Raw genomic sequence first — 24,379 nt, forward strand, 5'->3', positions numbered from 1 at the left:
TGCGCTGGCCGCCATGCTGCGCGTTTACGACTGCGAGCACCGGCCGGCACGCCATGGCAACCACCATCCGCAAGATCGCCACGTTCAACGTCAACGGAATCGCCAGCCGCCTGCCGCATCTACTGGAATGGCTCAAGCGCGAGCAACCTGACATCGTGGGCCTGCAGGAGCTGAAGGCGGTGCAGGAGGCGTTTCCGGAACAGGCCATTCGCGACGCGGGTTACGGCGTGATCTGGCAAGGCCAGCGCGCCTGGAATGGCGTGGCATTGCTGGCGCGCGGCGCCGACCCGGTGGAGATCCGCCGCGGCCTGCCATGGGACCCGGGCGACACGCAGAGCCGCTATCTGGAGGCGGCGATTCATGGCGTGGTGGTGGCCTGCCTGTATTTGCCCAACGGCAACCCGCAGCCCGGGCCCAAGTTCGATTACAAGCTTGGCTGGTTTGAGCGCCTAATCCGCCATGCGAAGACGCTGGTGGACCTGCCGCATCCGGTGGCCCTGATCGGCGACTTCAATGTGGTGCCCACCGATGCCGATATCTATGACCCCAAGGGCTGGCGCAAGGACGCCTTGCTGCAACCGGAAACCCGCCAGGCCTACCAGACATTGGTGGAGCAGGGCTGGACGGACAGCCTGCTGGCCGTGCATGGCGACGCGCCGATCTACACCTTCTGGGATTATTTTCGGCAGCACTTCGCGCGCGATCGCGGTCTGCGTATCGACCATCTGTTGCTTAACCGCGCACTGGCACCGGGCCTGCAGGATGCCGGCGTGGACAAGTGGGTGCGGGCGCTGGAGAAGGCCAGCGATCATGCGCCGACCTGGATCAGCGTGCGCGTGCCCGATGCGATGCCTGAAGCGACTGTCGGCACGCAGGCAGCGCCGGCAGCACGCAAACGTGTGGCGGCGAAGAAAACGCCAGCGCGCAAGGCGCTAGCCAAGAAGGCAACCAAGGCGGTCGCCAAGCGCGTGGCGACGACTGCCGGTGCAGGCGCGGCGGCGAACAGAGGCAAGGCCAGCAGTGTGCCTTCTGCCAAGGCTGCGCCCGCCCGCAAGGCGGCAGCGAAGAAGCGTACGCGTCGAGTCGGCACATCGTAGCGAGATTGCGCAGGAAAGCGGTCGTCACTCGCTGTGGCGCACATCCGGAGCCAGCCACAGTCACTTCGTTACGCCTGGCCCCTCACGCGCGCCAACGACCGGTGGCGCTGGCATGTCCATGCAGCGACGCAGCCGGGCCGGTGCCGCTGTTCGCCTACGGCTTCTGCCGTCGCCTTTGAGCAATGTTCAACCGTTTGTTTGCACGCGCGTGTTTCGATGCCCCAATCGGAGTACGCACACGCAGGCGCAGTGACTGACACAGCCAACACCTTTCAACCAGCAAGGCCCAGTCGCCGCCGCTTGATCCGGTGCAACACAAAGCCGGTAATACCGGTCAGCAGGATCAGCGCATTGCTGACGATGAACACGGCATTGCCCACCAGATAGCTGTACAGAATGAACAGCACCGAGGCGCTGATCTGGCCAATGAACAACCAGCGCGACACCCCCTGCGCCTCATCGGACGTCCATTGCTTGTAGATTTGGCGAATCAGGGTGGCGATGAGGATGGCGCTGGCCAGCCATCCGACGAGGTCGACGAAGTGCATGCGCTGTAATGGTGAGGGAGATGCCGGCGACTGTGCGACGCATGATGTGGGCAGCGCGTACGAGCAAGTTCAAGCGCGGCGCCTGTGCGCGCTAGCCACGCCGTTCCGCGTGCACCCGGCCAGCCCGGCTGTACCGTCCACGCTGCAGCCCGGTATCCTAACCGCCACGTCTCTCGGTCGGCAGTGTCTCGCTCATGATCAGCTACGCCGAAGCACTTGCCCTCGTGCAGCAGCAGGTCACCACGCTCGCCGGCGAGTGGGTGGACAGCGCCGCGGCCGAGGGCCGGGTGCTTGCGCAGACGCTGTCCAGCCCGGCCGAGCTGCCGCCTTTCGACAACAGTGCGATGGACGGTTTTGCCATCGCCACGGGTGGCCGTGGTGCGGCGGCCGGCAGCGCGCACGACGTGGCCGGCACCATTGCCGCCGGCGCCGATGCACTCGATGCCGAGGCGGGCGCTGCGTGGGAGATCATGACCGGCGCTGGCATCCCGGCCGGCGCCGATGCGGTGGTGCCGATCGAGCAGGTGGACGTGTTGAGCCCGGTGGGCTCGGGTCCTGGGCGCATCCGTCTGCGCGCCGATGTGCGTGCGGGGCAGCATATCCGTCGCCGTGGCGAGGATGTGCGCCTGCAGGACGGAGTGATCAGTGTCGGTACCGTGTTGCGTGGTGCGCACCTGATGCTGCTGGCCGGCCTGGGGTGCGCGCAGGTCAAGGTGGTACGCCGGCCACGCGTCGCCTTGATCGCAACCGGGCGCGAGTTGATCAGCGACCCCACGCAGCCCTTGCAGCCCGGCCAGATCCGCGATGGCACCAGCAGCTACCTGCGCAGCCAGTTGCGCGCGGCGGGGGCGCAGCTGGTATGGCAGGGGCAGGTAGGCGATGACGATGCCGCGTTCGACGCCGCACTTGCGCAGGCGCGTGGTGCCGGCGCAGATGTGATTCTGAGTACCGGTGCGGTGTCGCGCGGGCGCTACGACTTTGTTCCCGATGCGCTGGCCCGGCATGCGGCCAGCCTGCTGTTCCACAAGGTTGCGGTGCGCCCGGGCAAGCCAGTGCTGCTGGCGCGCTTTGGCGATGGCGTGTTGTATGTCGGGTTGCCGGGCAACCCGATGGCCAGCGCGGCGGGGCTGCGGTTTTTTGTCGAGCCGGCGCTGCGTGGATTGCTGGGCATGCCTGCCGAGGGGGGACTGCACGTGGCGTTGGACACCCCGATACAGGCGCGGCCGATCTGGCGCCAGCACTTGCGTGCCCGGCTGCAGTGCAACGCGGCGGGCGTGTTGGGCGTGCACATCCTGCCGCAGCAGGAGTCGTTTCGGGTGGCGCCGTTGTTGCAGGCCAATGTCTGGGCGGTGCTGGAGCCGCAGGCGGATGCGGCCGCACCCGTCACCCATGTGGACGTCTTCGGGCTGGGGCATCTGCAGCCGGCGGCCCCGGTGCCGTTGTTGTGAAGCGGCCAGTGTCCATTCGTCCGCTTGTGCGCACTGCATGAGCGCGCTCCCTGCATGGACCGGCGTGGTGCTGGCCGGGGGGCGCTCCTCGCGCATGGGCCGCGACAAGGCCTTGCTGCCCTGGCATGGGCGTCCGCTGATCGCGCAGATGCAGGCCCTGCTGCGCGGCGCCGGGGCGCAGACGGTACTTGTCAGCGGCCTGCGCCCGGAGTACGACGGCATCGCCGATACGCAACCGGACCTGGGCCCGCTCGGCGGCCTGGCAAGCGTGATCGAGCGCGTGCCCGATGCGACCACGCTGGTGGTGGTGCCGGTAGACATGCCGCTGTTGTCCACGGCCTTGCTGGCGCGGCTGCTGGCGCCCTCAGCGCAGCGCTGCGTCACCTTCGAGGAGCAGATGCTGCCGATGCGGCTGGCTGTGGATACCCGTGTGCGCACGGCGTTAGCCAGGCTGATGGCAGGCGAGGCATCGTCACGTTCGCTGCGCGCCCTGCAGCGTTCACTGCAGTGCCATCGCCTTGCAGTCACCGCCAGCGAACGCGCCGCGTTCGTCAATTGCAATACGCCCGAGCAGTGGAGTCAGCTCATCCATGAAAATCCAGATTGACGGCCAGCACCTGCGGTTCCGTATCGACGAAGCCGAGCTGGCCACCTTGCTCGCCGGACGCAGCGTGGAGAATCTGAGCCGCTTGCCGAGCGGGCAGGGTGCACGGCTGGTGCGGCACAGCGTGAGCCTCACCGGCGGCCATGCGGCGTGCAACTGCGCCACCGACCACTGGCAATTGCAGGTGCCGCGCGGTGTACTCGAAGAGCATGCGCGCCAACTGCCCAGCCGCGATGGGCTGAGCTTCCGTTTCGATGCGGGCGCCGGGCACGCCGAGCCGATGACGCTGCAGGTGACCTTCGACGTGGATGTGCGCGACAGTGCGCGCACGCGGTTTCCGAAGACGTAGCGGGCAGCTCAGCGGGTGCGCCTGTTGCCAGCCAGATAAGTCGACCAGCGGACCGGGGCAGTGCACAGGCATCCGACGCCTGCAGCGCTGCGGCTTGAGCGGCCAGCAAAACGGCGTGAGCACTCGCAGGTGGGTGCGCGCGGCGCGGGTGAACCGGAGTGCGGCTGGTCCCTGCCGCGTCGGCGTACCGGCTGCTCAAGCCTGGCCGCTACGGGTGGGTTTTATTGCGTGTTCCTGGACGACACGCCTGCATGACGCGCGACGTTCACCCTGCCAAGGCGCACACATGGCGTGCGGCAGAGGCCAGGCACGCGCTCGCAGGCAATCCCGCCGGCTTTCAGCGCCGCTTCGATGGGCGCCGCCGCTGCGTCGTCGTAGCCCGTGCCGCCGCGCAACGCCACCACGTGCAAGCCATCGTTGGCCAGTTCCAGTAGCAAGGCCTGCTGTGCCTGCGCATCCGCCGGCAGCGCACGCCGCGTTGCATCGCGGCGCGCCAGCTCGAGCACGGCATCGGGGACATCGGCGGCAACCAGCAGCACGTCGGCCAGGTTCATCGCACGCAGCGCCTTCAAGGTCAGCAGCCCCGGGTCGCCGGGGCCGGTGCCGACCAGTTGCACGCTGCCGCGCGCAGGCACGGCGCCGGCATCGTCCAGGGCCGTGTTGAAGGCCACCTCGGCGGCCGCATCGTCGCCGGCCTGCAACAGCAGCGGCACCTGCCCGTCGATGACGCGATCGAACCAGCGCCTGCGGCGGTTCATCTCGGGGAACTGGCTGCGGATACGCTCGCGATGACGCGCGAACAGAGCGGCAAACCGGCCAACCGATGAATCCAGCTCGCGCTCGAGCCGCTCGCGCAGGCGACGCGCCAGCATCGGCGCGGCGCCGGCTGACGAAATGGCGATCACCAGCGGGTCGCGGTCCACGATCGCCGGCACCTGGTAGGTGGACAGCTCGGCATCGTCCACCACATTGACCAGGCGCTGACGTGCGCCGGCCGCTGCGGCCACGCGCTGATTCAGCTCGGTATCGTCGGTGGCGGCGACCACCAGCCACACCGTGTCGATCCACGCCGGATCGAACGTACCCCCCAGTTGCTCGAAGCGCCCGGCCTGCATCAGTTCTGCGAGCTCTGGCGACAGTGCATGTGCATACAGGCGGATGTGCGCGCCGGCCTTGAGCAGCGCCAGCACTTTGCGCGTGGCGACCTCGCCACCGCCGATCACCAGCACGGCGCGTCCTTGCAGATTTGCGAACAACGGAAACAACGGCATCAGACTCGCTCCGAAAGGATGACTCGCACCGACGGCATGTTGCATGGCACCATCGGCGCACGTCCACACGCCTCGCTGCCACCAATGCGTGTCTTGCTCGTCAACGATACCGAAAAGCCCATCGGCGAACTGCGCCAGGCATTGACGCGCGCCGGCTATACGGTGCTCGACGATGTGGCCTCGGTCGGTGCGCTGTTGCACGCGGTGCAAAGCCAGCAACCGGATGTGGTGGTGATCGATGTGGATTCGCCCTCGCGCGACACGCTGGAACAATTGTCGATGCTGCATGCCCATGCGCCGCGCCCGGTGGTGATGTTCTCCGGCGATGGGGACGATGCGCTGATCCACGCCGCCGTCGGTGCGGGCGTGACGGCATACGTAGTAGATGGCCTGGCGCCGGCGCGGCTGGCGCCGATCGTGCAGGTGGCGTTGGCGCGGTTTGCGCACGAAAGCAGCATGCGCAAACGCCTGGACGATGTGCAGCAGGCGTTGCAGGACCGCAAGCAGATCGACCGCGCCAAGGGCTTGTTGATGGAAAAACGCGGCCTCAGCGAGGCCGATGCATACGCTGCGCTGCGCCAGCAGGCGATGAAGCAGGGCGTCAAGCTGGCCGAGGTGGCGCGACGCATCGTGGCCATGGCCGAATTGCTGGGATGATGACATGAGCCAACCTGACGTTCCTGTGCTGCGCGTGGCCTACATGCCGTTGATCGACTGCGCCCCGTTGGTTGCCGCGCAGCGGCTGGGCCTGGACCGCACGCATGGCCTGCACCTGGAGTTGCAGCGGCAAGCCTCGTGGGCCGGCGTGCGCGACCGCCTGCTGGCCGGCGAGGTGGATGCGGCGCATGCCCTGGCCAGCCTGGTGTACGCCATCGACCTGGGCATTGCCGGGCCACAATGTCCGATGGCCTTGTTGATGACGCTCAACCACAACGGCCAGGCGATCACCATGGCGCCGGGCCTGGCGCAGGCGCTGGCCAATGGCCAGACACTGCCGCAGGCACTGTCCGGGCTGGGTCGGCGCGCAGTGTTCGCGCAGACGTTTCCCACCGGCACGCACGCGTTGTGGCTGTACTACTGGCTGGCTGCAGGCGGGGTAGACCCGATGCACGATGTCGATGTGCTCACCATTCCGCCACCACGGATGCCCGAGGCATTGGCCAGTGGGCTGGTCGATGGGTATTGCTCCGGGGAGCCGTGGGCAGCGGTGGCGCAGGCGCAGGGCAGTGGTGCGCGGGTGATCCGCAGTGGCGAGCTCTGGCCTGGCCATCCAGAGAAGGTGCTGGCGTGCCGGCGCGAGTTCGCCGCCCTGCAGCCGGAGCTGACGCAGCAGCTGACCGCCTGCGTGCTGGACGCCTGCCGCTGGCTGGATGCGGGGCCGGCCAACCGGGCCCAGTGTGCGCAGTGGCTGGCCGAGCCGCAGCATATCGGGGTGTCGGCAGCGCATCTTGCCGCGTGCCTGGATGCCAATGCCGACGCCGATGCGGCCAACGTCGATGCGACGGCGCTGGCCTTCCATCGCGATGGCGCGGTCAACATGCCGTGGCTATCGGATGGCCGGTGGTTCCTGAGCCAGTTCCAGCGCTGGGGGTGGCACGACATCAGGGACGACGACCTCGCGCGGCTACGGGACATCCATCGCCTGGATAACTACCGCAGCGCCGCCGCGCGCATTGGCGTGGCTGTGCCGGAAGGCAATGACCGCCGCAATCGCTTGTTCGATACACCCAGCGACGACTGACAACTCACGCGGTGGTGACGCGCTGGAGTGGGGATCAGCGCGGGGCGGATGCACTGCGACTTTGCTGCAGGGCCTTGCCGGCCCACCGTCGCGGGACACGCCGCAAGTACGTCGCTGTAGCTCCGTGGCAGCATCCATGCCGCCACGGGTCCCGCGAAGGTGAGGCGGGCAAGGACCAGTCGAGTTGGTCGGTGCGCCTGTATATGACAAGCGACGAGCAGGCTGGCGATGCGGTGGCCTTTGCTCTTCGACAAAACCACCAACCAACTATCTGGCGTGGTGTCCTCGCCGATTGCGGGACCGTTGGCGGCATGGATGCCGCCATCGAGCCCCCATGGACGGGTTTACGGCGTGTCCCGCGAGCGGTGAGGGCACCGCGCCCTCGACCAGGCTTGAAGATAGCCAAGCGATCGCGAGACGCACGATGCAGTCGTCGCTGCCTGATTGCTCAATACTGGTGGATCAGGCAGAGAGCGGATCATCTGCGCCTTTGCTGCAGGGTCCTTGCCCGCCCACCATCGCGGGACACGCTGCAAGTACGTCCATGTAGCTCCGTGGCGGTATCCATGCCGCCAAGGGTCCTGCGACGGTGGGCGGGCAAGGACTAGTGGAGTTGGTCGGTAAGCATGGCTCTCAACCAGTCGCTTGGCAAACTGGCGACGCGGTGCCTTTTCTCTTGAACAAAACCGCCAGCCAACTGTCTGGCGTGGTGTCCTCGCCGATTGCGGGACCGTGTGGCGCGCCACCGAGCCTACAGGGACGTACTTGCGGCGTGTCCCGCGAGCGGTGAGGGCGCCGCGCGCTCGACCAGGCTTGAAGATAGCCAAGCGATCGCGAGACGCACGATGCGGTCGTCGCTGCCTGATTGCTCAATACTGGTAGATCAGGCGAAAAGCGGATCATCTGCGCCTTTGCTGCAGAGCCCTTGCCCGCCCACCATCGCAGGACACGCCGCAAGTACATCCATGTAGCTCCTTGGCGGCATCCATGCCGCCAAGGGTCCCGCGACGGTGGGCGGGCAAGGACCAGTGGAGTTGGTCGGTGTGCATGGATCTCAACAGCGCCTCGCAAGCTGGCTGCGCGGTGACCTTTGCTCTTCGACAAAACCGCAAGCCAACTGTCTGGCGTGGTGTCCTCACCGATTGCGGGACCGTGTGGCGGCATGGATGCCGCCACCGAGCCTCCACGGACGGATTCACGGCGTGTCCCGCGAGCGGTGAGGGCGCCGCGCCCTCGACCGGACTTGAAGATCGCCAAGCACTCGCGACACGCACGATGCGAGTGTCGCTACCTGATTGCTCAATCCCGCGAGCGGTGAGGACGCCGCGCCCTCGACCAGACTTGAGGATCGCCAAGCGATCGCAATACGCGCGATGCACGCGTCGCTACCTGGCACCTCGGTGCCCGACGGCTACCGCACGGTCTTGGTGCATCACTGCACGAAAGCCGGGAACGGGAAGATGCAAGCGGCACTGCGGGGCCGCTGGAAAAGCCACGGACCTCCCACGCAAAATGACTATTTTTCAATCACTTGCGATGCCGTCACGCCATGGTGAATAAGTTGGCACGGTGATTGCGTAGCACTCACGTGCAGGTGCAACGGCGTGCCTGCAACAACACGTACACGGTGCAGCGGTTCAACGGCGACCCGCACGCATCCAGGACAACGGCGTCCTTCCGGTTTACCGGAGGGGCGCCGTTTTTTTTTGGCCATCGCACTCGAAGAGGTCTCCATGCAGCGCTCGTTCTGGCGATCCGGGCACACGCCCACCTTGTTCGCATCCTTCCTGTATTTCGACCTGAGCTTCATGGTGTGGTATCTGCTGGGACCACTGCAGGTGCCGATTGCGCAATCGCTGGGGCTGGACACGCAGCAGCGCGCCCTGATGGTGGCGGTGCCGATCCTGTGCGGCGCGGTCTTGCGCCTGGTGCTGGGCATGTTTGCCGACCGCATCGGGGCAAAGCGTGCCGGCGTGATGGCGCAGCTTGCCGTGATCGCGGCCTTGTTCGGTGCCTGGCAGTTGGGCGTGCAGAGCATGGGCCAGGTGCTGCTGCTGGGCGTGTTGCTCGGTATCGCCGGTGCTTCGTTTGCGGTGGCATTGCCGTTGGCATCGCGCTGGTATCCGCCCGAGCATCAGGGTACTGCGATGGGCATTGCCGGTGCCGGCAATTCCGGCACGGTGCTGGCGGCATTGTTCGCACCGATGCTGGCGGCAGCGTTCGGCTATCAGAACGTGTTCGGGCTGGCGTGCATCCCGTTGGTGCTGACGTTGATCGTGTTTGCCTCCATCGCCAAGGAGGCGCCCACGCCAGTGGCACGCAAGCAGTGGTCCGACTACGGGCGCGTGCTGGTGGGCAACCGCGACGCGTGGCGCTTCATGTTTTTCTACGCGATCACCTTTGGCGGGTTCTCCGGCTTTGCCAGCGCGCTGCCGGGCTACTTCCACGACCAGTTCGACTTCGATGCGCGTACCGCCGGCTGGGCGACCGCGGCCTGCGTGCTGGCCGGGTCGGTGATGCGGCCGCTGGGCGGGGTGATTGCCGACCGCGTCGGCGGTACCCGCGCCTTGCTGGCGGTGTATCTGCTGGTGGCCACGCTGGTGGGCATTGCCGGGTTTGGCGCAGGCGGCGCCACCATCACGCTGGCGTTGTTCGTGCTGACGTTGCTGTGCCTGGGCGCCGGTAATGGCGCAGTGTTCCAGCTGGTGCCGCAGCGGTTCGGCCAGGAGATCGGCGTGATGACCGGGTTGATCGGCATGGCCGGCGGCATCGGCGGCTTTGCACTTGCCGCCGGGTTGGGCGTTCTCAAGCAGCACACCGGCAACTACGCCCTGGGCATGTGGCTGTTTGCCGCGTTCGCACTCGGCGGCTGGGGCTTGCTGGCTGGCGTGAAGACCCAGTGGCGCAGCGAATGGTCCACCGCCGGCGCGGCACGCGTCTGACATGTCGACAGGAATCCAGGCAATGAAGCAACCCAGATTGGTCGTCATCGGCAACGGCATGGCCGGCATCCGCACGGTGGAAGAACTGCTCAAGCTGATGCCGGGCATGTACCACATCACCGTGTTCGGCGCCGAGCCGCATCCCAACTACAACCGCATCCTGCTTTCACCGGTGCTGGCTGGCGAGCAGGAGTTCGACGATATCGTGTTGAACCCGTTGCAGTGGTACCGCGACAACGGCATCCAGCTGCATCTGGACACCGAAGTCACGCGCATCGACCGGGTGCGCCGCCGCGTGATTGCCGCCGATGGCACCGAGGCCGAATACGACCGGTTATTGATCGCCACCGGCTCGGTCCCGTTCGTGCTGCCGGTTCCGGGCAATGACTTAAAAGGCGTCATCGGGTATCGCGATATCCAGGACACCCGCACCATGATCGACACCGCGCGCACGAAGCAGCACGCGGTGGTGATCGGCGGCGGGCTGCTGGGCCTTGAGGCGGCCAATGGCCTGAAGCTGCGCGGCATGGACGTCACCGTGGTGCATCTGGCCGGCTGGTTGCTGGAGCGCCAGCTCGACCCGGTGGCCGGCAATCTGCTGCAGCAGGCGCTGCGTGCACGCGGGCTGGAGTTCCGCCTCAACACCGCCACCAGCGCGTTGCTGGGCAATGCGCAGGGCGAAGTGATCGGGGTGAAGTTTGCCGATGGCAGCAAGATTCCGGCCGATCTGGTGGTGATGGCCGCCGGCATCCGCCCCAATACGCGCCTTGCCGAAGAAGCCGGCATCCACTGCTCGCGCGGCATCGTGGTCAACGACAGCCTGCAGAGCTTCGACCCGCGGGTGTATGCGGTGGGCGAGTGCGCCAACCATCGCGGCATTGCCTATGGCCTGGTGGCGCCGTTGTTCGAGCAGGCCAAGGTGTGTGCGAACCATCTGGCGCAGTTCGGCATCGGCATCTATCGCGGCTCGGTGGCCTCGACCAAGCTCAAGGTCACCGGTATCGATCTGTTCTCTGCAGGCGATTTCATGGGCGGCGATGGCTGCGAAGAGATCGTGCTGTCCGACCCGGCCGGCGGCGTCTACAAGAAGCTGGTGATCCGCGACGACGTACTGGTGGGTGCGTGCCTGTACGGCGACACCAGCGATGGCGGCTGGTACTTCAAGTTGCTCAAGGACGGCACGCCGATCCAGGCGCAGCGCGACCAGTTGATCTTCGGCGAGAGCGCGTTGGGCGACGCCGGAACCGGCGGCCAGGACCGCGCCAGCGTGATGGCCGACAGCGACGAGGTCTGCGGCTGCAACGGCGTGTGCAAGGGCACGATCGTCAAAGCCATCAGCGAGCAGGGGTTGTTCACCGTCGATGAGGTGAAGAAGCACACCAAGGCGGCCAGCTCCTGCGGCTCGTGCACCGGCTTGGTCGAGCAGATCCTGATGAATTGCCTGGGCTCCAACTTCCAGGAAACCCCGAAGACCAAGGCCGTGTGCGCGTGTACCGACCTGAGTCATGGCGAGGTGCGTCGCGCCATCCGCGAGCACAAGCTGCTCACCCATGCGCAGGCCTACGCCTTCATGGAATGGCGCACGCCCAACGGCTGCGCCACCTGCCGGCCGGCGATCAACTACTACATGCTCTCGACCTGGCCGCATGAAGCCATCGACGACCCGCAATCGCGTTTCATCAACGAGCGTGCGCACGCCAACATCCAGAAGGACGGCACGTTCTCGGTCATTCCGCAGATGAAGGGCGGGGTGACCAATGCGGGCGAGCTGCGCCGCATTGCCGACGTGGCCGACAAATACGCCGTGCCGATGGTCAAGGTCACCGGCGGCCAGCGCATCGATCTGCTCGGGGTCAAGAAGGAAGATCTGGTGGATGTGTGGCGCGATCTGGGCATGCCTTCCGGTCACGCCTACGGCAAATCGATCCGCACGGTGAAGACCTGCGTGGGTAGCGAGTTCTGCCGCTTCGGCACGCAGAACAGCACGCAGATGGGCATCGACCTGGAAACCATGCTGGCCAACATGTGGAGCCCGCACAAGGTGAAGCTGGCGGTGTCCGGTTGCCCGCGCAACTGCGCCGAATCCGGCATCAAGGACGTGGGCATCATCGCGGTGGATTCGGGCTGGGAACTGCATGTTGGCGGTAACGGCGGCATCAAGACCGAGGTGGCGCGCTTCCTGGTCAAGGTGAGCACCGCCGAGGAAGTGCGCGAATACACCGGCGCCTTTCTGCAGCTGTATCGCGAGCAGGCCTATTACCTGGACCGCACCGTGCACTACATCGCGCGCGTCGGCCTGGATTACATCCGCGCGCAGGTGGTGGACGACGCGGCCAACCGGCGTGCGCTGTACGAGCGGCTGCTGTATTCGCTCGAAGGCCTGGTCGACCCGTGGAAGGCGCGCATCGCCGGCGAGCGCCGGCAGGAATATCAACCGCTGCGCATTGCCGCGCCGGCCGCCACGGTGGAGGAATGAACATGCCGCACGATGCATGGGTGCGCGTGTGCGCCTTGCAGGATTTGCCGACGCTGGGCGCGCGCGTGCTGGAGGTCGAGGGCCTGCCGCCGATCGCCATCTTCCGCACCGCCAGCGACCAGGTGTTCGCGTTGCGCGACCGCTGCCCGCACAAGGGTGGTCCGCTGTCGCAAGGCATCGTGGCCGGCGACACCGTGACCTGCCCGCTGCACGGCTGGGCGATCGCGCTGCAGAGCGGGCAGGCCTGCGCACCGGACGTGGGCTGCGCGCCGCGCTACCCGATCAAGGTGGAGGCCGACGCGGTGTGGATCGTGCTGCAGGCGGTGGCACAGCCGGACGCCGTTGCCGAGCCGGCCGCATGAGCGAAGGCCTGCAGCCGCCGTCGCCCGCCACCGCAGCCCTGCCGCAAGGGGCTGCGCCGATGCATCGCATCACGCGCTCGACCTGTTGCTACTGCGGGGTGGGCTGCGGTGTGCTGATCCACAGCGAGCACGACGCCGACGGCGAACGCATCGTCGGGATCGAAGGCGACCCGCTGCATCCTGCCAACCGCGGGCGTCTGTGCAGCAAGGGCCTGGCGCTGCCGCAGACGGTGGCGAGCACGCAGGGGCGGGTTGTCGCGCCGGAGCTGCGCCGTCATCGGCAGGCTCCGCGTGCAGCGGTGAGCTGGGATCAGGCGCTGCAGCATGTCAGCAGCAAGCTGGCGGCGATCGTGCAGGAGCATGGCCCCGATGCCGTGGCGTTCTATCTGTCGGGGCAGTTGCTCACCGAGGACTACTACGTCTTCAACAAGCTGGCCAAGGGTCTGCTCGGCACCAACAATATCGACACCAATTCGCGCCTGTGCATGTCCAGCGCGGTCACCGGTTACAAGCTTGCGCTCGGCGCCGACGGTCCGCCGACCTGCTACGACGATCTGGAGCTGGCACAGACGGTGCTGTTTGCCGGCAGCAATATGGCGTACGCCCATCCGGTGCTGTTTCGTCGGCTCGAAGACGCGCGCGCACGCAACCCGGACACCCGCTGGATCGTGATCGACCCGCGGCGCACCGATACCGCGGCCATGGCCGACCTGCACCTGGCCATCGAACCCGGCACCGACGTCGCCTTGTTCAACGGCATGCTGCACCACCTGATCTGGGAGGGTCTGGTGGATGCGCATTTCGTTGCGGCGCATACCGATCAGTTCGATGCCCTCAAGCGAATGCTGCGCGAATACACCCCGCGCATGAGCGCCGAGATTTGCGGGATCTCGCACGAGGACCTGGTGCAGGCGGCCGAGTGGTTCGGGCGCAGCCCGGCGGCGTTGTCGCTGTATTGCATGGGCTTGAATCAGTCGGCGCACGGCACCGACAAGAATCTGGCGTTGATCAACCTGCATCTGGCCACGGCGCAGATCGGCAAGCCCGGCGCCGGGCCGTTCTCGTTGACCGGCCAGCCCAATGCAATGGGCGGGCGCGAAGTGGGCGGCATGGCGACGATGCTGGCCGCCCATCGCGAGATCGGCAATGCCGAGCATCGCGCGGAGGTGGAACACCTGTGGGGCGTGCCGGCCGGGCGTATCTCGCCGACCCCCGGCACACCGGCGGTGCAGTTGTTCGAGCGCCTGCGTGCCGGCACGCTGAAGGCGGTGTGGATCGTCTGCACCAACCCCGTGCACTCGATGCCGGAGGTGGCCGGCATCCGCGCCGCGCTGGAACAGGCCGAGCTGGTGATCGTGCAGGACGCCTTTTCCGGCACCGACACCGTGCCGTATGCCGACATCCTGCTGCCGGCGGCCAGCTGGGGCGAAAAGGACGGCACGGTGACCAACTCCGAACGCCGCATCACCCGGGTGCGCAAGGCCGTGGAGCCGCCGGGCCAGGCGCGTGCGGACTGGTGGATCGCCAACGAAGTTGCGCGACGGCTGGAAGCCCGGTTGGTGCCGGCAACCGGCGCGGGGCTGTTCGCATTCGACAGCGCCGCGCAGATCTTCGATGAGCACCGTGCGTTGACGGTGGGGCGCGATCTGGACATCGGCGGGCTGGATTACCCGCAACTGGACAACGGCCCGCAGCAATGGCCGTTTCCTGCCGGCGCTGCGCATGGGCAGGCACGACGCTATGCCGATGGCGTGTTCGCCACTGCCAATGGCCGCGCGCAGTTCCATGCAACACCGTATCGCAAGGTGGCCGAAGCCACCTCGGCGCGCTTTCCGATGCGCCTGCTCACCGGCCGCCTGCGCGACCAATGGCATGGCATGTCGCGCACCGGTCGCGTGGCCGCCGCCTATGCACACAGCCCCGAGCCAGCGCTACGCATGCACCCGGACGATGCCGCACGGCGCGGGCTGGTTGCGGGCGAGCTGGTGCAGGTGGCCAGCAAGCGCGGGGCGCTGGTGCTGCCGCTGGAACTGTCGGACGAATTGCGCTCCGGCACGGTGTTTGCGGCAATGCACTGGAGCGGGCAGGCGTTGTCCAGCGGGGGCATCAACGAGGTCAGCACGCCGGCGGTGGATGCGCGCTCGCAGCAGCCCGAGCTCAAGCATGCGGCGGTGCGAGTGGAAAAGGCGGTGTTCGGCTGGCATCTGCTGGCCGCACGCCGCGGCGATGCGCTGGCGCTGCAGCAGGCGCTGCAACCGCTGCTGCGCGAGTGCGGCTATGCCAGCCTGCGCCTGCATGCCGAAGCGCCGAGCGACGGCGGCGGCGAATGGGCGGTCCTGCATGCTGCCTGCGAACGCGCACCCGAGACGGCGTGGATCGAGCGCCTGGTGGCGGCGCTGCAACTGCCGGCCGGCGCCGACGTGCTGGAATACCGCGATCTGCGCCGTGGGCTGATGCGCCGGGTCGGCTGGCGGACCCAGGACGGGCACAGCCATATCGATGGCCTGTTGCTCACCGCAGCCCAGCCCAGTGACGCCGACCAGGCGCTGCTGGCCACCGCATTGGCCGGCAAGCCGTGGCGCGCGGCGCGGCTGGCGGTATTTGCGCAGTCGCCGGTCGCGCCCAGCGACCCGATCGTCTGCACCTGCATGAACGTTGCGGCGTCGGCGATCCACGCTGCCATCGACGACGGCGCCGATGTGGCGCAGCTCAAGCAACGGCTCGGCTGCGGCACCGTCTGCGGCTCGTGCGTTCCGCAACTGACCCGGCTGTGCCGGCAACCGCGGCTGGCCTGATGCACCTCCACCCTCCACACACTGCGAGATCTCCTATGTCCGTCATTCCTTCCTGCGCGCGTGATGTGGTGTTGTTGTCCGCCGGCCCCGGCGATCTGGACCTGCTGACCCTCAAGGCGGTCAAGGCACTGGCCTCGGCACAGGTGCTGCTGCTCGACGACCTGGCCAACCCCGACATCGTGGAACTGGCACCGCAGGCGCGGGTGATCCGCGTGGGCAAGCGCGGCGGTTGCCGCTCCACGCCGCAGGAGTTCATCTGCCGGCTGATGCGGCGGTATGCGTTGCAGGGATTGCGCGTGGTGCGGGTCAAGGGCGGCGACGCATTGTTGTTTGGCCGTGCCGGCGAAGAGATCGGTTTCTTGCGCCGCGCCGGTGTGGGCGTGCAGGTGATCAACGGGGTGAGCGCGGCGTTTGCGGCAGCGGCGGCGCTGGACGTCTCGCTGACCCATCGCAGTCACTGCCACGGCATCAGCTTCGTCACGGCGCACACCCACGACCATGGCGAGCCGAACTGGGGTGCGCTCGCTGCCAGCGGCACCACGCTGGGCATCTACATGGGTTTGCGCCGCGCCGATGCCGTGGCCACGGCATTACTGGCGCATCTGCCGGCCAGCACGCCGGCCGCCATCGTGCAGGCGGCAACGCGGCCGGAGCAACAACGCCGGCTCACCACGCTGGGAGAGCTCGGCGTTACCGCCGCCGCCATGCTGCCGGGCCTGCCGACCTTGCTGCTGGTGGGAGAGGCGCTGTCCGAGGCTTCTGCCGGGTGCGACGACCGCCTTGCTTCGATGCCGGAGCAGGCCGTTGGCTGAGCGGTGCGGGCACCGCAGGCGCGATGCTGCAAGGTGATTGCGAGCGTTGACTCACGCTAGCGGCGCGCCAGCACGCGCTTGGCCCAGCGCAGCGCGACCCTCTCGTAAAGCAGGTGATACGCCACGCCCAGCAACAGCGCAGCGGCCACGCTCAGCAGCAGATTCACCGGCCAGCTCGCCAGCGCACCGAGGCGCCGGGTGGCACGCGCCACCAGCGACATCAGCGGCATGTGCACCAGGTAGATGGCGTAGGACGCATTGCCGAGCAACACCAGCGCTGGGCCCACGCGCAGCCAGTCGCGCCATTCCGCACGCACCAGCACCACCAGGGCACCGGCCACCGCCAGGCCAAACAGCGGCGAATAGGCGCGCTGCAGCCCGCTGCCGACGAAGCAGCACAGCGCCACCGCCGCGATCGCACCGCCAGCCCACACCGGCCAGCGTGCGGTGCCGAGCGTTGCCCGTGCAGCCAACAGACCGAACACAAACTCCAGCGTGATCGGGTGCAGCAGCAACGCGCGCCAGGACAGATCGACGGGCTGCTCGAACGGCGCACCGGCAACATGATGGAGCGCGACGAGCGCGGCCCATGCCAGCGCGCAGCGCAGCGGGTAGCCGCTGCGAAAAAACAGCCACGCCAGCGCATAGAACATCAGCTCGTAACTCAGCGTCCACGCAACGCCCAACGCGGATTGGCCGTGTACCGGCAGCAGGCTGAGCGTGGCCAGCCACGACCAGCCCATCTCGCCGCTGTCCCAGGCCGGACGCAGCGTGTAGGCCAACGCCAGCGCAAGGCCGACCGGCCAGTACGGCAGATAGATCCGGGTGAGGCGGCTGCTGGCGTAGTCGCGGCTCCAGCCCGGCGTGTGGGTACTGGCGTGGTTGACGTAGTAGAGGATGAAGCCGGACAGCACGAAGAAGAAATCCACGCCCAGATAGCCGTGCGCCAGCGCGGCGGCTACGGCAGCCGGCAATGGCTCCACCAGATGCGTGGTCGGCAGCACGCTATGACTGAGCACCACCAGCAGCGCGGCCAGTGCGCGCCCGGCCTGCAGGATGCGGATGGTGGGGCGGGCGGGAAGGGACACCATCGCGAGCGGCAGCGCAGGTGCGGGAGGCCCGCCTGCGGTCAGGCGGCCGGCACGGCAGCGTTGCCGAACATGTCGGCCTGCTCGGCGCGCAGGCGGTCGATCAGACGGTGCCCGGGAAGCTGCACATCGTCGTAGCTGAGCACCTGGTCCTTGCGCACCGCATGGCGCAGCACGCAGCCTTCGGCCACGCCCATCGGCAGCAGCCGCGCCCCCGCGGTGAGGTCGGCACGCTCGCATTGGCCGTAGCTCATGTAACCGCCCAGCCCGTCGATGATCTCGCCCGCGGCAAGGTCGCGCTTGGCGGTGGCGACCACCTCGACCAGCGGCGCCCCCAGCGGCTGCAACACCGCATCGCCCATCAACACCACGCGCGCGACCGACAGCGGCACCTCGAAATGGCACAGGTGATACGGCGTGTAGAAGCTGTACAGCGGGCCCTCGCCGAGCTTGTAGAGATTGAGATAGTGCCGCTGCCTGGCATCGTCGTGGCTGGCCAGCACGAACACGCCCGGCGAGGGCAGGGCGCCGACCACGTAATCCACCGCGCCTCCGGCCGCGCGCAAGGCGTCGATGTCGTAGCGGGTGGTCAGCTCGTCCACATGCCCGCGGTGCGTGTAGCCGGTCATGCCACGCTGCAGGATCGACATGCCGGTGCCATTGGCCACGATGGCCTGTTCGAAGCTGATCTTGGTGCCGTCGGCGAAACTGGTCACCATGTGCGGGTCCTGCCCCCACTGCGCCGCAAATGCGGCTTGCGTGGCCGGGGTGCGATACGGGTCCTGCAGTCCCTTGATGTTGCCGCACAGCAACGGGGTCAGGCCGATCGAGCGCACGAAGCGGTACAGGTTCATCTGTACGCCCGGCTGGTCGCCATCGCAGGCACTGAAGATCACCCCGGCCGCGTCGGCCTTGCGCTTGAGCAGCGGGCCGACGGTGCCATCGAGCTCGGCATTCATCGTGACCATATGGCGGCCGTTGGCGATCGCGCCCAGGCTGATGCGGGCGCCGTAGTCGATGGCGCCGGTGGCATCGATCAGGCAATCCAGGCCGGCGCATTCGTAGACCAGCGCCGGGTCGTCGGTGACGGCCGGGATGCCGGCAGCGATCTGGCGCTGCAAGGCGCTGGCGCCATCGACCCGCTGCGCCTGTTGGCCGGCCTGCCGATAGGCCTCCAGCGCCTTGTCCACGCTGCGGTTGCAGATCACCGCCACGCGCATGCCCGGTACTGCCTGGGCGATCTGGTCGACCAGCCCGCGCGCCATGAAACCGGCGCCGTACAACCCCACCTGCAACGGGCGCCCGGCGGCTGCACGCGCCTGCAACAAGCGATCGACGTTCATGCGCGCTCCTGCGCGGTGAGCCCGGCCAGCAGGGGAATGCCGTGGGCCTGCGCATCGAAGTCCGGCCAGCCGGTGTCCTTGTCGGAGACGCACTGCGGTACGCGCGGCCAGCGCACGCCGATGCGCGCATCGTTCCAGCGCAGCCCGCGTTCGGCCTGCGGTGCATACATGGCACTGGCGAAGTACAGCGCTTCGGTCTGCGGCTGCAGGGTGATGAAGCCATGCGCAAAGCCGCGCGGCACATACAGCGCCAGACGGTTGTTAGCACTGAGCTCGGTGCCGTACCACTGCAGATAGGTGGGCGAATCCGGGCGCAGGTCGACGATGGCATCCCACAGCGCCCCGCCGATGCAGCGCACGATCTTGACCTCGGCGGCGGGCGGCAACTGGTAGTGCATGCCGCGCAAGGTGCCGGATTCGGCATTGAACGAGTTGTTGACCTGGACGAACGCAGAGGCCAGACCGGCCTGCGCCATTTCGTCGCTGCAGAACACCCGTGCAAACCAGCCGCGCGCATCGCCGCGCGGTTCCGGCGCGATCACAAACGCACCTGCCAGAGGCGTGGGATGGAAGATCATGCCGCCGCCCTCAGGTCCGGGGCCAGCGTGCCCGCGTCGACCAATTGCTGCAGGATCCGCAGGCGAATGAAGTCCGAGTTCCGGCGGAAGTCGCGATCGTCAAAGCCGGCACGCTGCAGGTCGTCGCGCAGTTCGGTGATGGTGGAGCGCAGTGTCTCCTGCGGCTGATGCGCAGGCGCCAACCGTTCGAACAGGGAGAAATCCACCCGGTACGACCGGTTGTCTGCCGGTGCATCGGCGCAGATCGACACGCTTGCGCTGGGGAATGCCACGCCCACGGCCTGGGCGAGATCGCGGATCTGCACGTTCCACCGCTGCGCGCCCGCATTGACGAACAGGAACTGCCCGCCGTTGTCCGGTGCGCGACGCGATGCCCAGTCGATGGCACGTGCCATGTCGCGCACGTGGATCAATGGCCGCCACGGCGAGCCGTCCGACAGCACCTCGACGCTGCCGTTGGCCACCGCGCCGGCGACGAAATCGTTGAGCACCAGGTCCAGCCGCAGCCGTGGCGACGCGCCGCATGCGGTGGCAAAGCGCAGGCAGGTGATCACCATGCGGGTGTCCAGGCGCGCGAGCGCACGTTCGGTGTCGATCTTGGAGTGCGCATAGGCGGTCAGCGGCGCGACATCGCTGCGCTCCGACCGCGGCGTGCCATCGGCTGCTGCGCCATACACGCTGCAGCTGGACGCGAACACGAAATGCCCCACGCCCGCCTGCGCGGCGGCCTCGGCCACGGCGACACTGGCACGGCAGTTGATCGCATCGGTGACCTGCTCGAAGCGCTTGCCCATCGCATCGTTGGAAATCGCCGCCAGATGCACCACCGCGTCGAACCCGCGCAGCTGCTGCGCATCGAGATCGCGCACGTCGCCGAACCATTGCTGGTCCAGCACCACTTCCGGCAGCCGTCGCGGGTCGGACAGGCAGTGCGCAAACCAGCCGCGGTCGATGCCGACCAGCCAGGCCTGCGGATAGCGCTGACGTAGGTGCGCGGCCACGACCGGGCCGATATAGCCCATGTTGCCGGTGATCAGAATGCGCATGCTTACTCCCACACGCGCCAGGGCGCGCGATTGGTGGACCAGAGGGTTTCCAGATGGTTGCGGTCGCGCAGGGTGTCCATGGGCTGCCAGAACCCGTCGTGGCGATAGACGCTCAACTGGTCGCGGTCGACCAGCGCTTCCAGCGGGCTGTTTTCCCAGACCGTGCTGTCGTCCTCGATCACGTCGATCACTTGCGGGTCGAGCACGAAGAAGCCCCCGTTGATCAGTCCATCGCCGTCGACCGGCTTCTCGCGGAAACCGGTCACCTGCCCACCGTCCAGGCGCAGTGCGCCAAAGCGCCCCGGTGGCTGCACGGCGGTGACCGTGGCCAGCCGTCCTTCGCGGTGATGCAGCGCGATGGCCGCACCGATGTCGATGTCGGCCACGCCGTCGCCATAGGTCATGCAGAACGCCGATTCGCCACGCAGATGCTCACGCACCCGACGCAGGCGCCCGCCGGTCATGGTCTGCGCGCCGGTGTCCACCAGCGTCACCCGCCACGGCTCGGCGCGGGTGTTGTGCAAGGTGGTGGTATTGCTGCCGAGGTCGCAGGTCACGTCCGATTCGCGCATGTGGTAGTTCATGAAGAAATCCTTGACCACCTCGCCCCGATAGCCCAGACAGACGATGAAATCCTGGATGCCGTGATGGGCGTAGATCTTCATGATGTGCCAGAGGATCGGCTTGCCGCCGATCTCCACCATGGGCTTGGGGCGGATGGCGGTTTCCTCGGAAAGGCGCGTGCCCAGCCCGCCCGCCAGAATGACTGCTTTCATTGCTGATCCCTTGATCTGAAACACATGCGGCGCTGCGGTCACGCGGTCATGCTCATCGCCAGCATCGGCGGGGAGGCGGCGTGCTCGGCCATGGCGGCCAGACTGTCGAGCAGGGCAATGCGCTCGGCCAGCAACGGTGGGCGCGGCAACTGCAGGGTGTCGAGCACCTGCACCCAGCGGTGTGCCCAATCGTGCCGGCGCAGTGACTGCACCGTGTTGTGGACGCGCGCCTGTGCAAGGCGGTCGGTCTGCTGCTCCAGCTCCTGCAGAAAGGCGCCAATGTCGTCCAGTGCCGGCGGCAGCTCGATCACCGCGTCCTCCCAATCGAAGAACTGGCCGAACTCCGGGCAGCGTTGCGCCGAGCCGACGATCACGGCGCCGCCGGCCGCGCCTTCGAAATACCGTGTAGCCAACGCCTGCTTTTGCACGCCCTTGAAGACGCCGGCCGTATCCACGGTGAAGTCGTGTGCCATGAAGAACTTGGCGCGCTTGATCATCGCCGCGGACTGCAAGCGATGCGCAGACCAGTCCGGCACCGCGCCGCCGCGCAGTGCATCGTGCAGGTAGAAGAACTCCGGGTGTGCCCGCGCATGGTCGAGCAGTTGCGCATGGACCTGGGGCATGCGCCGCCCGATGCTCAGCACATCGATGCAGCGCTGCGGCGGCCGTGGCACGGGGGTGGCCAGCACCGTGTCGCAGGCGCTGGCCAGAAACGACACCGGCGTGCGGGTGTACTGCTGCAATGCATCCACGCAACTGGCATTGAGCACGAACACGTGATCGAACTGATCCAGCACCTGCAGCTCGGCTCTCTGCGCGTGCAGCAGTTCCGGCCAGGTCTCCAGCAGGTACACCGCGCGTAGCTGGCAGCGCTGGTGCCAGCCATCGATGCGCGCGAGCGTGCTCAACTCCTTGGGAAACTGGCACACGTAGAAGAACAGGTCGTAGTCACGGTCCAGCCGCTGCGGTTGCGCATTGGACAGGGCGGGGCGGCCGCTCAAACGCCGCAGTGCGGACACACTGCGATACGCAAGCTCGTTGACCAGGTACGACACGCTCGGCGTGACGCCGCGCCCGCTTGTATAGTCCGCTGCCGGCGGACACAGCAGCTGTGCATGTTCCAGGTTGCGGACGACGTTGAGCAATGCATACGCCTGTCCATTGAATGCTTCTGGCCAGGCCTGGTAGTTGGAGGCCAGCAAGACCGAACGCGGTGCGTCCATTGAAACTCCTTTGACCAATGCACATCCGAACCGTGCGACCGATGGTCGCGCTCGGGTGGGGTAGACGTGCATGTGTCGAATGCGGCGGGGGAGGCCACTCGAAAACAGCTGTAAATCGTGGCAAAACGCACATCGATAGTAGGAGCTGATCGTGAGAGGCCGGTGAGAACGGTCGCAACAACCCGCGCAGTGCGCCGTGTCGCTACACTGGCCCGCCGTCGAACGAGCGTAGTCATGCATGACGTCGAATGCATCGTGGTGGGCGCAGGCGTCGTCGGGCTCGCCATCGCACGTTGCCTCGCCGTGCAGGGCCACACGGTGCTGGTGCTGGAGTCGGAAGCGGCCATCGGTACGGGCACCAGTGCGCGTAGCAGCGAGGTGATACATGCTGGTCTGTACTATCGGCCCGGTTCGTTGAAGGCACGGTTGTGCGTCCGCGGCAATGCCTTGCTCTATGCGTACTGCGCACACCGCAACGTGCCGCACCGACGCTGCGGAAAGCTCGTCGTCGCCTGCGACCACGCACAGCAGCAACAACTCGATCGCCTGCAGCACAATGCGGCGCTCAGTCATGCCCCCGCATTGGTTCCGCTCAGCGCTGCCCAGGTCCGCGCCCGCGAGCCCGCACTGCAGTGCGTCGCTGCACTGGAATCGCAGAGCACCGGCATCGTCGACAGCCATGCGCTGATGCTGGCATTGCAGGGCGATGCACAGGCGCACGGCACCACCTTCGCGTTACGCACGGCGGTGCAGCGCGTCGAACCGGTGGCGCAGGGAGTGCGCGTGGTGATTGCCGACGACGCTGCCACCTCGCTCACCTGCCGCTGGTTGATCAATGCGGCCGGTCATGGCGCGCCATCGCTGGCCGCTACGATCGCGGGCCTGCCCGCGCATGCGCAGATGCAGGCGTACTTCGCCAAGGGCAGCTATTTCACCCTGGCCGGTCGGGCTCCATTTCGGCAGCTGATCTATCCGCTGCCCGAGCCGGGTGGGCTGGGCGTGCATCTCACCCTCGACCTGCACGGCCGGGCGCGTTTCGGCCCGGACGTGGAATGGGTGGCGCAACCGGACTACCGTTGCGCACCGGCGCCGACGGCCGCGTTTGTCGCTGCCATCCGTCGGTACTGGCCAGGCCTGCCGGACGATGCCCTGCAGCCCGGCTACTGCGGCGTGCGCCCGAAGATCCACGGGCCGGAGCTTGCGGACGCGGACTTCCGCATCGATGGACCGGCACGGCACGGCATCCCTGGCCTGGTCAATTTGTTCGGCATCGAATCGCCGGGGCTGACCGCGTGCCTGAGCATCGCCGAACATGTGCTGGCGCTGCTGCAGGAACACCCGGCTCCTGTCGACATACCTCCGACCGACCCAAAGGTGGGCACCGCATGTATCTGATCCAGTTGCTGCTGCCGCTGACCGATAACCAGCGCCAGCCGTTCGCATCGAGCCTGTTCGACCGTGTCCACAGCGAGCTGGCCGAGCGCTTCGGCGGCATCACCGCCTACACCCGGGCGCCGGTGAGCGGGGCCTGGCGGGAAGATGACGCGCGGTTGGTGCGCGACGATCTGGTGATCTACGAGGTCATGGCCGACACCCTCGATACAGCCTGGTGGCACAGCTATCGCGCCGAGCTGGAACGGCGCTTTCGGCAGGACCAGCTGATCGTCCGCGCGCATGACGTCACCTTGCTTTAGGGGCGCCGGAGGCCTCGGAGTGATGCCGTTCGGGTTGGGCTGGTAGCGCTACCTGCATTTGCACCGCAGTGGGCCCGGCGCAGGTCGGGCAGGTGTGCAAGATTTGCACAGCGAGCGCAGCGGTTTTTTCCTGCCTGTGTCCGTCTGCCCCCGCCGGGCCTGGTGTTTCGGGTTGGCACGATTGTT

21 protein-coding genes are annotated in these 24,379 nt (G+C 67.2%); 13 read left to right on the plus strand and 8 right to left on the minus strand.

All coding sequences use genetic code 11. The features are described 5' to 3' along the window. The first annotated feature begins 53 nt into the window (after positions 1 to 53). Complete coding sequence (xth, locus tag ACCQ10_RS10575) at positions 54 to 1,097, plus strand: exodeoxyribonuclease III (protein WP_372360597.1); 1,044 nt, start codon at positions 54 to 56, stop codon at positions 1,095 to 1,097. A 272-nt stretch (positions 1,098 to 1,369) separates the two neighbouring features. Here xth and ACCQ10_RS10580 read toward each other — a convergent pair whose 3' ends face one another. Then, positions 1,370 to 1,645: a hypothetical protein gene (locus ACCQ10_RS10580; protein WP_228315163.1), complete on the minus strand. Its 276-nt coding sequence runs from the start codon at positions 1,643 to 1,645 to the stop codon at positions 1,370 to 1,372. A 194-nt stretch (positions 1,646 to 1,839) separates the two neighbouring features. Between ACCQ10_RS10580 and ACCQ10_RS10585 the strand changes: the two genes are divergently transcribed. The 3 genes from ACCQ10_RS10585 to ACCQ10_RS10595 are packed head-to-tail and all read left to right on the plus strand — an operon-like array spanning position 1,840 to position 4,046. Continuing rightward, positions 1,840 to 3,093, plus strand: coding sequence for a molybdopterin molybdotransferase MoeA (locus ACCQ10_RS10585; RefSeq protein ID WP_372360598.1), 1,254 nt, complete (start codon positions 1,840 to 1,842; stop codon positions 3,091 to 3,093). Positions 3,094 to 3,130: 37 nt separating this feature from the next. Next, positions 3,131 to 3,700, plus strand: a complete 570-nt coding sequence (locus tag ACCQ10_RS10590; protein ID WP_372360599.1) for a molybdenum cofactor guanylyltransferase — start codon at positions 3,131 to 3,133, stop codon at positions 3,698 to 3,700. After that, positions 3,684 to 4,046: a hypothetical protein gene (locus tag ACCQ10_RS10595; protein WP_372360600.1), complete on the plus strand. Its 363-nt coding sequence runs from the start codon at positions 3,684 to 3,686 to the stop codon at positions 4,044 to 4,046. Before ACCQ10_RS10590 ends, ACCQ10_RS10595 begins: the two co-directional genes overlap by 17 nt. A gap of 221 nt (positions 4,047 to 4,267) precedes the next feature. On the opposite strand, the gene ACCQ10_RS10600 is transcribed toward ACCQ10_RS10595, so the two are convergent. Continuing rightward, positions 4,268 to 5,317, minus strand: coding sequence for an NAD(P)-dependent oxidoreductase (locus ACCQ10_RS10600; protein WP_372360601.1), 1,050 nt, complete (start codon positions 5,315 to 5,317; stop codon positions 4,268 to 4,270). Between the two features lie 84 nt (positions 5,318 to 5,401). On the opposite strand from ACCQ10_RS10600, the gene ACCQ10_RS10605 reads away from it, so the two are divergent. The 7 genes from ACCQ10_RS10605 (at position 5,402) to cobA (ending at position 16,445) form a co-directional block, all read left to right on the plus strand. Next, on the plus strand, positions 5,402 to 5,974 hold the full coding sequence (locus tag ACCQ10_RS10605) for an ANTAR domain-containing response regulator (protein ID WP_039403910.1): 573 nt from the start codon (positions 5,402 to 5,404) through the stop codon (positions 5,972 to 5,974). Between the two features lie 4 nt (positions 5,975 to 5,978). Continuing rightward, positions 5,979 to 7,058 (plus strand): CmpA/NrtA family ABC transporter substrate-binding protein, encoded by a 1,080-nt coding sequence (locus ACCQ10_RS10610; protein ID WP_372360602.1) that lies wholly within the window; start codon positions 5,979 to 5,981, stop codon positions 7,056 to 7,058. Between the two features lie 1,772 nt (positions 7,059 to 8,830). Continuing rightward, complete coding sequence (locus tag ACCQ10_RS10615; RefSeq protein WP_372363100.1) at positions 8,831 to 10,000, plus strand: nitrate/nitrite transporter; 1,170 nt, start codon at positions 8,831 to 8,833, stop codon at positions 9,998 to 10,000. A 58-nt stretch (positions 10,001 to 10,058) separates the two neighbouring features. Continuing rightward, the gene (nirB, locus tag ACCQ10_RS10620) at positions 10,059 to 12,476 is read left to right on the plus strand and encodes a nitrite reductase large subunit NirB (protein ID WP_372363101.1); all 2,418 of its coding nucleotides are present in this window, start codon (positions 10,059 to 10,061) and stop codon (positions 12,474 to 12,476) included. Next, on the plus strand, positions 12,473 to 12,838 hold the full coding sequence (gene nirD / locus ACCQ10_RS10625) for a nitrite reductase small subunit NirD (RefSeq protein ID WP_039403747.1): 366 nt from the start codon (positions 12,473 to 12,475) through the stop codon (positions 12,836 to 12,838). Before nirB ends, nirD begins: the two co-directional genes overlap by 4 nt. 59 nt (positions 12,839 to 12,897) lie before the next feature. After that, positions 12,898 to 15,633 carry a nitrate reductase gene (locus ACCQ10_RS10630; RefSeq protein ID WP_506191975.1) on the plus strand — a complete coding sequence of 912 codons (2,736 nt, stop codon included), beginning with the start codon at positions 12,898 to 12,900 and terminating at the stop codon, positions 15,631 to 15,633. A gap of 65 nt (positions 15,634 to 15,698) precedes the next feature. Further along, entirely contained in the window at positions 15,699 to 16,445 is a 747-nt protein-coding gene (cobA, locus tag ACCQ10_RS10635; protein WP_184440693.1) for a uroporphyrinogen-III C-methyltransferase, read from the plus strand. 56 nt (positions 16,446 to 16,501) lie between these two features. On the opposite strand, the gene ACCQ10_RS10640 is transcribed toward cobA, so the two are convergent. From ACCQ10_RS10640 to ACCQ10_RS10665, 6 genes are read right to left on the minus strand one after another with little or no spacing between them, the layout of a single operon-like run. Continuing rightward, a complete protein-coding gene (locus ACCQ10_RS10640; RefSeq protein WP_372360604.1) occupies positions 16,502 to 17,536 on the minus strand; it encodes an acyltransferase family protein in 1,035 nt (344 codons plus the stop codon). Between the two features lie 38 nt (positions 17,537 to 17,574). Beyond that, positions 17,575 to 18,876 (minus strand): NAD(P)H-dependent oxidoreductase, encoded by a 1,302-nt coding sequence (locus ACCQ10_RS10645; protein ID WP_372360605.1) that lies wholly within the window; start codon positions 18,874 to 18,876, stop codon positions 17,575 to 17,577. Next, positions 18,873 to 19,454: a dTDP-4-dehydrorhamnose 3,5-epimerase gene (gene rfbC / locus ACCQ10_RS10650; RefSeq protein ID WP_372360606.1), complete on the minus strand. Its 582-nt coding sequence runs from the start codon at positions 19,452 to 19,454 to the stop codon at positions 18,873 to 18,875. The genes ACCQ10_RS10645 and rfbC overlap by 4 nt, the downstream gene beginning before the upstream one ends. Beyond that, positions 19,451 to 20,500: an NAD-dependent epimerase/dehydratase family protein gene (locus tag ACCQ10_RS10655; RefSeq protein WP_039564450.1), complete on the minus strand. Its 1,050-nt coding sequence runs from the start codon at positions 20,498 to 20,500 to the stop codon at positions 19,451 to 19,453. Before ACCQ10_RS10655 ends, rfbC begins: the two co-directional genes overlap by 4 nt. Positions 20,501 to 20,502: 2 nt before the next feature. Continuing rightward, positions 20,503 to 21,276: a glucose-1-phosphate cytidylyltransferase gene (gene rfbF / locus ACCQ10_RS10660; RefSeq protein WP_104580641.1), complete on the minus strand. Its 774-nt coding sequence runs from the start codon at positions 21,274 to 21,276 to the stop codon at positions 20,503 to 20,505. Between the two features lie 38 nt (positions 21,277 to 21,314). After that, on the minus strand, positions 21,315 to 22,499 hold the full coding sequence (locus tag ACCQ10_RS10665; protein ID WP_372360608.1) for a glycosyltransferase family protein: 1,185 nt from the start codon (positions 22,497 to 22,499) through the stop codon (positions 21,315 to 21,317). Between the two features lie 234 nt (positions 22,500 to 22,733). Between ACCQ10_RS10665 and ACCQ10_RS10670 the strand changes: the two genes are divergently transcribed. Both ACCQ10_RS10670 and ACCQ10_RS10675 read left to right on the plus strand, forming a co-directional pair. Next, entirely contained in the window at positions 22,734 to 23,894 is a 1,161-nt protein-coding gene (locus tag ACCQ10_RS10670; RefSeq protein WP_372360609.1) for an NAD(P)/FAD-dependent oxidoreductase, read from the plus strand. After that, positions 23,885 to 24,193, plus strand: coding sequence for a hypothetical protein (locus ACCQ10_RS10675; RefSeq protein ID WP_372360610.1), 309 nt, complete (start codon positions 23,885 to 23,887; stop codon positions 24,191 to 24,193). Before ACCQ10_RS10670 ends, ACCQ10_RS10675 begins: the two co-directional genes overlap by 10 nt. Positions 24,194 to 24,379: the final 186 nt, after the last annotated feature.

Origin of the sequence: Xanthomonas sp. NCPPB 1325 (assembly GCF_041477645.2) — a bacterium.
Lineage (GTDB): Bacteria > Pseudomonadota > Gammaproteobacteria > Xanthomonadales > Xanthomonadaceae > Xanthomonas > Xanthomonas cannabis.

Coding starts and splice junctions, on each gene's coding strand:
- xth (WP_372360597.1), top strand. CDS start 54: ATGGCAACCACCATCCGCAAGATCGCCACGTTCAACGTCAACGGAATC.
- ACCQ10_RS10580 (WP_228315163.1), bottom strand. CDS start 1,645: ATGCACTTCGTCGACCTCGTCGGATGGCTGGCCAGCGCCATCCTCATC.
- ACCQ10_RS10585 (WP_372360598.1), top strand. CDS start 1,840: ATGATCAGCTACGCCGAAGCACTTGCCCTCGTGCAGCAGCAGGTCACC.
- ACCQ10_RS10590 (WP_372360599.1), top strand. CDS start 3,131: ATGAGCGCGCTCCCTGCATGGACCGGCGTGGTGCTGGCCGGGGGGCGC.
- ACCQ10_RS10595 (WP_372360600.1), top strand. CDS start 3,684: ATGAAAATCCAGATTGACGGCCAGCACCTGCGGTTCCGTATCGACGAA.
- ACCQ10_RS10600 (WP_372360601.1), bottom strand. CDS start 5,317: ATGCCGTTGTTTCCGTTGTTCGCAAATCTGCAAGGACGCGCCGTGCTG.
- ACCQ10_RS10605 (WP_039403910.1), top strand. CDS start 5,402: ATGCGTGTCTTGCTCGTCAACGATACCGAAAAGCCCATCGGCGAACTG.
- ACCQ10_RS10610 (WP_372360602.1), top strand. CDS start 5,979: ATGAGCCAACCTGACGTTCCTGTGCTGCGCGTGGCCTACATGCCGTTG.
- nirB (WP_372363101.1), top strand. CDS start 10,059: ATGGCCGGCATCCGCACGGTGGAAGAACTGCTCAAGCTGATGCCGGGC.
- nirD (WP_039403747.1), top strand. CDS start 12,473: ATGAACATGCCGCACGATGCATGGGTGCGCGTGTGCGCCTTGCAGGAT.
- ACCQ10_RS10630 (WP_506191975.1), top strand. CDS start 12,898: ATGCATCGCATCACGCGCTCGACCTGTTGCTACTGCGGGGTGGGCTGC.
- ACCQ10_RS10640 (WP_372360604.1), bottom strand. CDS start 17,536: ATGGTGTCCCTTCCCGCCCGCCCCACCATCCGCATCCTGCAGGCCGGG.
- ACCQ10_RS10645 (WP_372360605.1), bottom strand. CDS start 18,876: ATGAACGTCGATCGCTTGTTGCAGGCGCGTGCAGCCGCCGGGCGCCCG.
- rfbC (WP_372360606.1), bottom strand. CDS start 19,454: ATGATCTTCCATCCCACGCCTCTGGCAGGTGCGTTTGTGATCGCGCCG.
- ACCQ10_RS10655 (WP_039564450.1), bottom strand. CDS start 20,500: ATGCGCATTCTGATCACCGGCAACATGGGCTATATCGGCCCGGTCGTG.
- rfbF (WP_104580641.1), bottom strand. CDS start 21,276: ATGAAAGCAGTCATTCTGGCGGGCGGGCTGGGCACGCGCCTTTCCGAG.
- ACCQ10_RS10665 (WP_372360608.1), bottom strand. CDS start 22,499: ATGGACGCACCGCGTTCGGTCTTGCTGGCCTCCAACTACCAGGCCTGG.
- ACCQ10_RS10670 (WP_372360609.1), top strand. CDS start 22,734: ATGCATGACGTCGAATGCATCGTGGTGGGCGCAGGCGTCGTCGGGCTC.
- ACCQ10_RS10675 (WP_372360610.1), top strand. CDS start 23,885: ATGTATCTGATCCAGTTGCTGCTGCCGCTGACCGATAACCAGCGCCAG.